Origin of the sequence: Microcystis sp. M49636_WE2, from assembly GCF_030065375.1 — a bacterium.
Classification (GTDB): Bacteria; Cyanobacteriota; Cyanobacteriia; order Cyanobacteriales; family Microcystaceae; genus Microcystis; species Microcystis aeruginosa_C.
Window position 1 is genome coordinate 1 of sequence record NZ_JASJFG010000050.1, and the last position, 9,926, is coordinate 9,926.

The following is a 9,926-nucleotide window of genomic DNA, read 5'->3' on the forward strand; positions in this document are numbered from 1 at the left end:
ATGCTCGATGAGGCCATCCCTGTTACTCGCGTTAATTCTTCTTGATTGTGGATGGGGAGCTACAGGGCAAAAGCGTTTTGTATTCTGTATTCCTTGCTACATTCTGAATTTGGAATTGCTGGCTATTTTTAGCAAAAAACCAGAGCATCAATAGAACAATAGCGATCGCCAGTCCGCTAAAAACAGTATTTTTATGCTGCTCTAACTGCATGGGTGCGGGGGATTCTTCTTTTTTCTGTTTATTTGTCCCCTTTTTAAATTGCGGTGTACTATCGGGAAGTTTCTCTAAATCGGGAATCTTCGTCATCCACTCATCTGGGCGTTTGAGACGGGGAGCTTCGATAATATAAAGCAGACGCTTGGCCTGTTCGCGAATTTGATAGATAGGATGGGTAATAAGTTGCCTACAGATTTCACTAGCTTTCTCCCCCTCTCCTAACCCCTGATGGGCAGAAATTAACCAAATTTGAATCTCACCCCCTTCTCGGGAGCCTAAGGAAATTAAGGCTAAAGCCGCATTTAATTGCTGGACACTAAGACGATATTGTCCACGCTCAAAAGCACTGATTCCAGCTTGATAAAGGTCTTGAAAAGAAAGATTTTCGGCCACGGAGTCAAGATCGAGATAAATAAAATTTTACATAAGTATAGCAAGAGGTAAGAAGCAAGAGGAAACTTTGATCAGTATCAGATGTGAGTTTTCAGTTCACTGATGGTTCTTCGTTACTTGGTATGGTTTGATCGGGTGGCATAAATAGACTACATCCTTATCTGGCAAGAGACTTAATTGATTAGTTCGTTCTAGATGGAAAACAATTGACAAAAATCGCCAAATGTCTTTCTATATAAGGGTTTCATCTCTTATAACCCCGTCTATTGCCTAACACAAACAAAAAGAACCTCACTTGATTACTGTTTACTGTTCACTGTTTACTGATCACTGAAAAGCTCCCCACCTCCGCCATTGAGAATGAGAATCTCGGCAAAAATCCGGTACACTTTCTGCTAAACCTGTTCAACCCGCACGGTATGAAAGAGATTAATCCCCTGTTGCTAATTATATTAGTGATCGCCACTACAATAATCAGTCTAGTTTTAGGGATTCTATTTGGCAAAAAAGCGGCCTTGTTAGGAATTTGGGCAGTTCCCGCCATGGTCGCTTCTTTTATCCATCCCCGTCTGGGATTATTAGCCCTAATCATCTATCTTCCCCTGAGTAATACCTTCGCTTTGTCTGTGGTGAGAGTTTTTCAGGTAGTGGGCAACTTTATTGGCATAGAGCCCTCCTATGCTCTCTACAAAATCGCCAAGGATGCCTTTTATTTCGCCGCTTTAGCGGCAATTTTAATTAAAACAAAAACTTTTAAACAATTACGCCCCAAAATCAAGCCTTTTCTCATCACAGCTTTGATTTTACTTGCCAGCAGCTTGATAACTTTTCTTTTTGTCAATCTGCCCCAAGGAGCAATTGCTGTGGGAATTGTGGGATTAAAAATCCTCCTCAGTTATATTCCCCTAGTTCTCTGTGGGTACTATTTAATCGAGCAAAAACGAGATTTATTCATGGTTAACCGAGTTTTAATCGTGATGATCTTAGTCTGTTGCGGTTTAGCTCTAATTCAATACTTCTTACTCGTCCAAGGTATCTGTCCTGACAATGAATTCCTCAATCAACTCGAAGTCCTTGTCCCGAAATCCGACAGCCAATTTTATCCGGATATTACCGAAAAAGCCACCTTGAAAGCTCAATGTTTTGTCGGCGGTTCATTGTTGTATAATCCCGATCGAGGCTTAATTCGTCTCCCCGGCACATTTTCCGATCCTTGGCAATGGGGTTGGTTTTTAGTATCTAGTAGCGTCATCAGTTACGCGGCCAGTTTTAGTGATCCGCAAAAAAGATGGCGCGTCGCTGGTTGGGTGGCCATGGTTTTAGTCTTGCTTGCGACTCTGGTTTCTGGACAAAGATTACCTTTTTTGCTAGTACCTTTGTTTTACTTGGTTCTTTTTATTGTTACTAGCAAAAGTAAACGAAAGTTACCATTAAAATTGGGAATCTTGGGACTGATTTCCCTGCTCGCGGTGACGTTAATTCCCTTTATTCAGGAAAGAGGGCTAAATTTTATCGGTCGCTGGCTATATTCGTCTCCCATTGACTTTGTAGGCAATCAAATGCAGTTGAGCTTCAGATATGTACAGCTTTTTGGTTTTGGTTTAGGCAGAGCCAGCAGTGGCGCTCTTCATGTAGCGGGAGAAGAAGGGATAAGACTAATTGAAACCTACTACGCTAAACTCGTCCACGAAATCGGTATCATCGGTTTTATCGCTTTTATGGCACTGGTGACAATTCTCTGTATTCTCACCTTTAAAGCCTATTTAAAAGTAAAAAATGCTGCTTTAAAGCATTGGGGTCTCTGTATCTGGATTTTTATACTTTTTATTAGCTATAACCCCTACTATTATCCTCTCTCCGTCGAGCCTGTTTCTGTTTACTATTGGTTATTCGCTGGAATATTGCTAAAACTGCCGGAAATCAGCGACAAATTGGAAGATGATGCGAGATTTTCCCAAAAAAATCAAGTGGAGAATTAAGAGGATTTTTATCGATAATTACATTATCTCTCGACTGATAGGAGTTAACCGCAATGACAGCAGAAACCGTTACCTATTCCCTGGAATCTGTCCTTAAGGAAATTAAAGATAGTATTAAAGGTGTTGATCGAAAGCTAGACACCTTCCAGAAAGATGTTGAGCAAAAGCTAGACAATCTCGAAAAAAGGTTTGATCAAAAGCTAGACAATCTCGAAAAAAGTTTCGAGCAAAAGCTAGATAATCTCGAAAAAAGGTTTGATCAAAAGCTAGACAATCTCGAAAAAAGTTTCGAGCAAAAGCTAGATAATCTCGAAAAAAGGTTTGATCAAAAGCTAGAAACTTTACAGAAAAATGTCGAGCAAAAGCTAGAAACCCTACAGAAAAATGTCACCGATGTCAAGATAGGACTAGCAACTTTAACAGAGAAAGTCGATAGTATGGATAATCGACTGATCAAGGTGGAAGGAACCCAAAGTAACCAAATTTGGACATTAATAACTCTTTTGAGTGGTTCCTTGATTGCTGTGGGGTTCCGTGCTTTTTTTATGGGCAACAATCCCTAGTCGCTCGCTGTAGAGTAACGAGACTTTCTCGCTTGTCCCACCCGACACGCTGCCCCCAGGAAAAACTTTTTCGGCAAGCCCCTGTTTTTTTTATACACTTTATTTAGGGTTTGCTGAAAAAGTTTGTTGGTGGGGTTAGGAGTCGGTCGTCAGTAGCCGGTCGTCGGTCGTTTCAGGCTTTGTTGCCCTCTCTTTTCGTACCATTTTTGTACTACAAGAAGGATAATGCAAGGTTTTTGAAGGTCCCAATCCGATTTTCGCAGCATGAACATCGGATTTTAACAGGTCAAAAGCCTTATTTTAAAAGGGTTTTACCATTATTCAGCAAACCCTATTTAAATAGTTTGAGTTATAAGATAACCGGCATGACTCAACTCACACTGCGCCCTAGTGTCTTAATTGTCGATGATTTGCCCAATAATGTGCGGCTATTGTCGATTATGCTCACCGAGAAGGGCTATCAGGTACGCAAAGCGATTAATGGACAGATGGCCCTGAATACAGTGCGATCGCTAATTCCCGATCTGATCCTCCTCGATATTAATATGCCCGATCTCAATGGTTATCAAGTTTGTGAACAGTTAAAAGCTGATGAAAAAACCAGAGAAATTCCCGTGATTTTTATCAGCGCTCTTGATGATGTCTTAGATAAAGTCAAAGCTTTTCAAGTGGGAGGTGTCGATTACATTTCTAAACCTTTTCAAGGGGAAGAAGTGATGGCCCGCATCGAAAATCAATTAACTATTTGCCGTCAAAAAAAACAACTCCAAAACGAAATTAAAGAACGTCAAAAAACTGAGGAAACTTTAGAAATTTATCTTCATGCCGTCTCTCACGATCTCCGCAATCCCGTGATCGGGATGTCAATGATCTTAAATAATTTAATTAAAAATTCTCAGGGAGAAACTAAAGAAGTATCCCAGAAGATTTTACAACAGATGGCCAACAGTTGCGATCGACAATTAACTTTAATTGATTCTCTCGTCGAAACCCGACAAAATGATCTTTGGGGAGTTTCCCTAGAACTAAAGCCTTTATCTCTCTACGAAATTGGTCAACAGATCAGTCAGGAATGGGAGTTAAGATTAAAGGAAAATCAAGCAACTTTAATTAATAATTTTCCCCCCGATTTACCCTTAGTTAATGCCGATGCTCACCATCTCTGGCGAGTTTTTGAGAATTTATTAGCCAATGCCCTTAAACACAATCCCCAGGGGATAATTATCACTTTCTCGGCTAGACTAGAGGGCAATTATCTCCGGTGTAGCATTGCCGATAATGGGGTGGGAATTAGCGAAACCCAGAGAAAACAATTATTTGATCGCTATCAACGAGGCAATAATAATAATCAGATTAGTTTAGGACTAGGTTTATATCTATGTCGTCAAATTATCCATGCTCACGGAGGGGAAATTGGCATTATGAATAATGACGAAAAAGGTTCACAATTTTGGTTTACTTTGCCCTACTAAGCTGTTGACTAAGTAGGTAGATGTTAAAAACTTTCAGACACCACCCTTATCAAGGGGGGATTAAGGGGGGATCGGCACCCCCCTTATCAAGGGGGGATTAAGGGGGGATCGGCACCCCCCTTATCAAGGGGGGATTAAGGGGGGATCTATCTTCAATTTAATTATAACCAGCTACTTATCTACATTACTCGTTAAGACTGTCTATGAGCAGGAAGAGCCAGTTTAAACATTTGTTTTTTCCTGTTACCAGGGAAAGAAACGGCTAAGATCTATTTAGATCAACTATCTTCACTTGCCATGGCCGCTAATGCCGACTATTCTGCCCATTCTAGCCTTAACTTGCAACAACCTTGGCATACCTATCCGGTGGAAACAACCCTATCTATCCTCGGTAGTTCGGCTGTTAATGGCCTCAATAGGGAGCAAATCGCCCAAAGAATTAAATATTATGGCAAAAATGAACTAAAAGAACGTCCAGGGCGCAGTAATTGGCAAATTCTCCTAGATCAGTTTACCAATATTATGCTCCTCCTCTTAATTGCCGTGGCCATAATTTCCGGAGGACTGGATTTACTGGAATTGCAGCGCGGTCATCTGGCTAAAATTGGTGTTCCCTTCAAAGATACGATCGCTATCTTAACAATTGTCATCCTCAATGGCATCCTCGGCTATCTGCAAGAAAGTCGCGCCGAAAAAGCTCTGGCCGCTTTAAAAAAACTTTCCTCTCCCCAAGTTAATGTTATTCGCGAGGGTCAACGCACAGAAATAGATGCGGTTAATCTCGTCCCCGGGGACATCATGCTGATTGAAGCGGGAACCCAAATCAGCGCCGACGGCCAAATTATCGAAGCTTTTAACCTGCAAATTCGCGAATCGGCCTTGACAGGAGAGGCAAATAGTGTTAATAAATCCGCCTCCATTGACCCCTTAGACAGGGATACTCCCCTTGGCGATCGCTTAAATTTTGTCTTTACTGGAACAGAGGTACTGCAAGGCCGGGCCAAGGTCATCGTTACCAGTACGGGGATGACAACGGAATTAGGCAAAATCGCTCAAATGTTAGCAACAGTCGGCAATGAACCCACTCCTCTCCAAAAAAGAATGACTCACTTGGGCAATGTCCTTGTTGCTGGTTCTCTCATTCTAGTGGCCCTGACTATTACCATCGGCCTGATCAATGCCGGTTGGTCGGCCCTAGAGGAATTAGTCGAAGTTTCCCTTAGTATGGCAGTAGCCGTCGTTCCCGAAGGATTACCCGCAGTTATCACCCTAACTCTCGCCCTAGGTACCCAACGCATGGTCAAACGTCAGGCCTTGATTCGCAAACTGCCGGCAGTAGAAACCCTTGGTTCCGTTAATGTGATCTGTTCCGACAAAACCGGGACGCTAACGGAAAATAAAATGACCGTGCGGGAGATAGAGACAGTTAATCGCAGTTTTTTAGTTACTGGGGAAGGATATAGCCCAAAAGGACAATTTTTAGACTCCGAGCAACGGGCGATCGATCCCAAAACCGATCTAGAATTACATCATCTTTTAATTGCCAGTATCCTCTGCAACGATGCCAGTTTAGACCTCGATAACGGTCACGATAGCATTTTAGGCGATCCCACGGAAGGAGCCTTATTAGTTTTAGGGGCGAAAGCGGGCTTAAATTTATCCCTAACCAAGCAAGAGTTCCCTAGAATCGCTGAAATCCCTTTTTCTTCCCAAAGAAAGCGAATGTCGGTCATTTGTCAAGGAGTCAATCGCGTACTATTTACCAAAGGTTCCCCGGAATTAATCCTTGAACAGTGTCTCTCCTACCAATCGGGATTAGAAAGTCTTCCTTTTGGGGATAGGCAAAAAGAAAAAGTCTTAGTCGCTAACAATGCTATGGCTAACAGGGGTTTACGAGTCTTAGGATTAGCCTACAAAAACCTGATTTATCCGCCAGAATCAACTGAAATCAGCGAAGATGCCCTAATTTGGTTAGGAATGGTCGGTATGATCGACGCAGCGCGACCGGAGGTACAAATCGCCGTGGCTAGGTGTCGAGAAGCGGGAATCCGTCCAATCATGATCACCGGTGATCATCAATTAACCGCTCTAGCGGTGGCTAAAAGTCTTGGTATTGCCCAAGCGGGAGCTTTAGTCATCTCAGGGCGAGAATTAGATAAATTATCACCAATTCAGCTAGAAAACATCATTGACAAAACTAACATCTATGCCCGTGTCTCCCCCGAACATAAATTAACTATTGTCCGCGCTTTGCAAAAAAAGGGTAAATTTGTTGCTATGACCGGAGATGGGGTGAATGATGCTCCGGCCCTGAAACAAGCAGATATCGGCATTGCCATGGGAATCTCCGGCACCGATGTCACCAAAGAGGCTAGTGATATGATTCTCCTTGATGATAATTTTGCCACCATCGTCGCTGCCACGGAAGAAGGGCGAGTGGTTTATAACAATATTCGCAGTTTTATTAAATATATTCTCGGCAGTAATATCGGGGAAGTGATTACTATCGCCGCTTCGCCTCTTTTGGGTTTAGTTACTCCTCTCACTCCCCTACAAATTCTCTGGATGAATTTAGTTACTGATGGTTTACCTGCTTTAGCTTTGGCAGTGGAACCAGCTTCTCCTAATATTATGCGTCGCCCTCCTTTTAGTCCCCAAGAAAGTATTTTTGCTCGCGGTTTGGGCAGTTATATTGTGAGAATTGGGATTATTTTTTCGATTATTAATATCACTCAAATGTTAATCGCTGTGCGCTTGGATCCACTTTTTGGTAATACTGGTTCATGGAAAACTATGGTTTTTACTACTCTCTGTTTAGCTCAGATGGGTCATGCCATTTCCGTGCGATCGAGCGATCATCTTACCATAGAAATGAATCCTTTGACTAATCCCTATCTCTGGGTAGCAGTAACCCTGACGACAATTTTTCAACTGATGTTAATCTATGTTCCTGCCCTGCGGGATTTTTTCGGTACTCAATTTTTGACTAAAGAAGAATTATTAATCTGTTTGGGATTTAGTACCTTGTTATTCGTTTGGGTGGAGTTAGAAAAATTATTTACCCGTTGGTATCATCGGCGATAATCAGGGAGTTTTTTTCATTGTTCAGTAAACAGTAAACAGTAAACTGATACTAAATCCCTTGAGCATAGGTGACTTACGAGGACAGGCAAAAGGGAGAATAAATAATCAGTTTTTAATAACCAGATTTAGTATTATTATCGATACCTTCTAGAGAAAATCAAGGTTTGCAGAGATGATAAAGATAATCAGTATTTAGGATCAGAGATCGATAGTCAAGCGACTTGTATTGTAAGCGGCGATTCCGATCTAATCGTTTCTAACTAACAGGATTGATATTCTAGGTTCACTCACTTAAATTATCAGTTTCTAGCCATTTTTTACCCATTTCAATGGGAATACCGAGGGGAGGACAGAGGACTTTAATTAATTCAATTCCTCCCGTGATTAAAATGCTTCTTAGACGAGAATTTTTCTTGATTTCTGCGTCAACTTGTGCGACAAAAGTTTGTTTTTCAATTTCGGTATTAGTGGGATAAGTTTGGGTGATTTGGCTGATAAGTTGTTGGATTTCTTGAGCGGCTTCGGCTAAATTTTGGGGTGTGGCGTAATTATGTTGAACTGCTTTTTGATCTCCTTGCACCGTATCGGCAAAGTTAGCAATATTTGCTCCACGAAGGTCATATTTAGGAGTTTCTGACATAGGATTAAAAGATTGAAGATTACTGATGATAATTATAGCATCCATAATGGCAAAACTGACACCATTTCTCTGAATGAAAGCGATACGTCGAATTCAAGTCCCCCTTAGAAAGAGGGATTTAGGGGGATCAAAATAAGGATTGAGCGGCTTTAATCCGAATACTTGGATTCTTGTCTGTGAATAGTCTTTTGGCAAGAGTTCTGATAATTAAATCGAGGGATTCTGTACTCAATTTCATATCAGTTTACTGCATAACGAGAGCCAATTTTACCGAGGGCATCAACAGCACTGAAACGAACGCTATCATCTTCATCGTAACAAACATTTACTAGATCAGGAATAACATCTTCTAGTCCAATTTCACCTAAAGCAATTGTGGCTGTGACACGAACTTTTACTTCCGTATCTTGTAGGGATTGAATGAGATAGGATATTGCTTTTTCACTACCAATTTTTCCGAGAGATTCCGCCGTGATTATCCGAATATCGGGATTAGTATCAGATAAGTAGGAAGCTAGATAAGGAATTGCGGATTCATTGCCAATTTCTCCTAAAGCTCGAATCAGATTTAGGCGAACATTAAGATCATTTTCTCCTATTAAATGGGATACTAAGGTGTCAGCAAGGCTGCTATTGCCAATTTTGCCCAAAGCTTCGGCAGCTTTAGCGCGGATCTGGGGGAGAGAATCGTTGAGTTTATTCAATAAAGTATTGATGGCGATTTGGGTGTTATTAAGTTGCTGAACCATGTTATTTTTCCTCTGGGTTATTGTTATTAGGTTGCTGGGGATAATTCTGTTGGCTTCCTTGCACATTATGAGCTAAATTGCCAATGGTAGCTCCTCTTAAATCATAGGTAATAGATGATAGGGATGCGTTTTTTTCAGAAGAAGCAGGAATATTTTGACTATCCTCTCCAAAACTGGCTATCTCTGAAAAAGTAATAGGTGTATATCTCACGATTCAGCAAGAACCTATTGATTTAGCAGTTCTGTCATAACCCATATTTTATTCATTATTAATTAATTTTTCAAGAAGGGCATAAATATCTTTCTTATCACCTTGTTTACGAATTCCAACTCCAATAACAATAACAATAATTTGAGCTTCTTCAACACGATAGACAATCCGATATCTTTGACCAACTGCCCTAACGCTACGATATCCTTTAAGTTTACCTGAAAGGGCTTTACCTTGTTTATCTGGTTCAATTTTTAGCTTTTCAATCCGTTTGCGAATTTCTTGCTGAATGCGTTTATCGGTAATTTTAGATAAAAAGCTTAAAGCAAGAGGAATTAATTGTATTTGATATTCCATTACCAACCCAGTTGTTTTTTAGCATCTTCCCAAGTAATTCTTTGTCCTGATTGATCCTGTTGAATTGCTTCAGATAGGATTTCGGCAAACTCTTTGTCTTGTAAAATATCAAGAGTTTCTAACCAAGATTCAATTTGAGCGTAATTCAGGGCAACCATAATGGGTTGACCTTCTTTGGTAATAATAATAGGTTCGTCAGTCATTTGCTCAGACCATTCAACCAGCTTTTGTCCTGTTTCAGTAATGTTTAGATATTTAGTC

At 40.9% G+C, this 9,926-nt stretch carries 10 protein-coding genes and 1 pseudogene; 5 read left to right on the forward strand and 6 right to left on the reverse strand.

Annotated elements, in window-relative coordinates; genetic code table 11:
• Positions 1-121: 121 nt before the first annotated feature.
• Positions 122-610 (reverse strand): annotated as a pseudogene (locus PX484_RS00955) (hypothetical protein); the annotation flags it as partial.
• A 419-nt stretch (positions 611-1,029) separates the two neighbouring features.
• On the opposite strand from PX484_RS00955, the gene PX484_RS00960 reads away from it, so the two are divergent.
• From PX484_RS00960 to PX484_RS00980, 5 genes are all read left to right on the forward strand, one after another.
• Positions 1,030-2,589, forward strand: a complete 1,560-nt coding sequence (locus PX484_RS00960) for a hypothetical protein (RefSeq protein WP_288102674.1) — start codon at positions 1,030-1,032, stop codon at positions 2,587-2,589.
• A gap of 53 nt (positions 2,590-2,642) precedes the next feature.
• Positions 2,643-3,152: a DUF4164 family protein gene (locus PX484_RS00965; RefSeq protein ID WP_002758542.1), complete on the forward strand. Its 510-nt coding sequence runs from the start codon at positions 2,643-2,645 to the stop codon at positions 3,150-3,152.
• A gap of 365 nt (positions 3,153-3,517) precedes the next feature.
• Positions 3,518-4,624 carry a hybrid sensor histidine kinase/response regulator gene (locus tag PX484_RS00970; RefSeq protein ID WP_288102675.1) on the forward strand — a complete coding sequence of 369 codons (1,107 nt, stop codon included), beginning with the start codon at positions 3,518-3,520 and terminating at the stop codon, positions 4,622-4,624.
• A gap of 297 nt (positions 4,625-4,921) precedes the next feature.
• Positions 4,922-7,708 carry a cation-translocating P-type ATPase gene (locus tag PX484_RS00975; RefSeq protein WP_288102676.1) on the forward strand — a complete coding sequence of 929 codons (2,787 nt, stop codon included), beginning with the start codon at positions 4,922-4,924 and terminating at the stop codon, positions 7,706-7,708.
• 156 nt (positions 7,709-7,864) lie between these two features.
• The gene (locus PX484_RS00980) at positions 7,865-7,972 is read left to right on the forward strand and encodes a putative toxin-antitoxin system toxin component, PIN family (protein ID WP_080602295.1); all 108 of its coding nucleotides are present in this window, start codon (positions 7,865-7,867) and stop codon (positions 7,970-7,972) included.
• Positions 7,973-7,991: 19 nt separating this feature from the next.
• Here PX484_RS00980 and PX484_RS00985 read toward each other — a convergent pair whose 3' ends face one another.
• The 5 genes from PX484_RS00985 to PX484_RS01005 all read right to left on the reverse strand — a co-directional run.
• A complete protein-coding gene (locus tag PX484_RS00985; RefSeq protein ID WP_043998132.1) occupies positions 7,992-8,348 on the reverse strand; it encodes a hypothetical protein in 357 nt (118 codons plus the stop codon).
• A 239-nt stretch (positions 8,349-8,587) separates the two neighbouring features.
• On the reverse strand, positions 8,588-9,097 hold the full coding sequence (locus PX484_RS00990) for a HEAT repeat domain-containing protein (RefSeq protein WP_002803901.1): 510 nt from the start codon (positions 9,095-9,097) through the stop codon (positions 8,588-8,590).
• Position 9,098: 1 nt separating this feature from the next.
• A complete protein-coding gene (locus tag PX484_RS00995) occupies positions 9,099-9,308 on the reverse strand; it encodes a hypothetical protein (RefSeq protein ID WP_287765165.1) in 210 nt (69 codons plus the stop codon).
• A gap of 48 nt (positions 9,309-9,356) precedes the next feature.
• Positions 9,357-9,665 carry a type II toxin-antitoxin system RelE family toxin gene (locus tag PX484_RS01000; RefSeq protein ID WP_002750216.1) on the reverse strand — a complete coding sequence of 103 codons (309 nt, stop codon included), beginning with the start codon at positions 9,663-9,665 and terminating at the stop codon, positions 9,357-9,359.
• Positions 9,665-9,926 (reverse strand): type II toxin-antitoxin system Phd/YefM family antitoxin (locus tag PX484_RS01005; RefSeq protein WP_288102677.1); only part of this gene is annotated, 262 nt, incomplete at its 5' end. The genes PX484_RS01005 and PX484_RS01000, both read right to left, overlap by 1 nt.

Bases quoted from the DNA above. Each gene is read 5' to 3' on its own strand.
- PX484_RS00965 (WP_002758542.1), top strand. From the start codon at position 2,643: ATGACAGCAGAAACCGTTACCTATTCCCTGGAATCTGTCCTTAAGGAA.
- PX484_RS00985 (WP_043998132.1), bottom strand. From the start codon at position 8,348: ATGTCAGAAACTCCTAAATATGACCTTCGTGGAGCAAATATTGCTAAC.
- PX484_RS00970 (WP_288102675.1), top strand. From the start codon at position 3,518: ATGACTCAACTCACACTGCGCCCTAGTGTCTTAATTGTCGATGATTTG.
- PX484_RS00990 (WP_002803901.1), bottom strand. From the start codon at position 9,097: ATGGTTCAGCAACTTAATAACACCCAAATCGCCATCAATACTTTATTG.
- PX484_RS01000 (WP_002750216.1), bottom strand. From the start codon at position 9,665: ATGGAATATCAAATACAATTAATTCCTCTTGCTTTAAGCTTTTTATCT.
- PX484_RS00975 (WP_288102676.1), top strand. From the start codon at position 4,922: ATGGCCGCTAATGCCGACTATTCTGCCCATTCTAGCCTTAACTTGCAA.
- PX484_RS00960 (WP_288102674.1), top strand. From the start codon at position 1,030: ATGAAAGAGATTAATCCCCTGTTGCTAATTATATTAGTGATCGCCACT.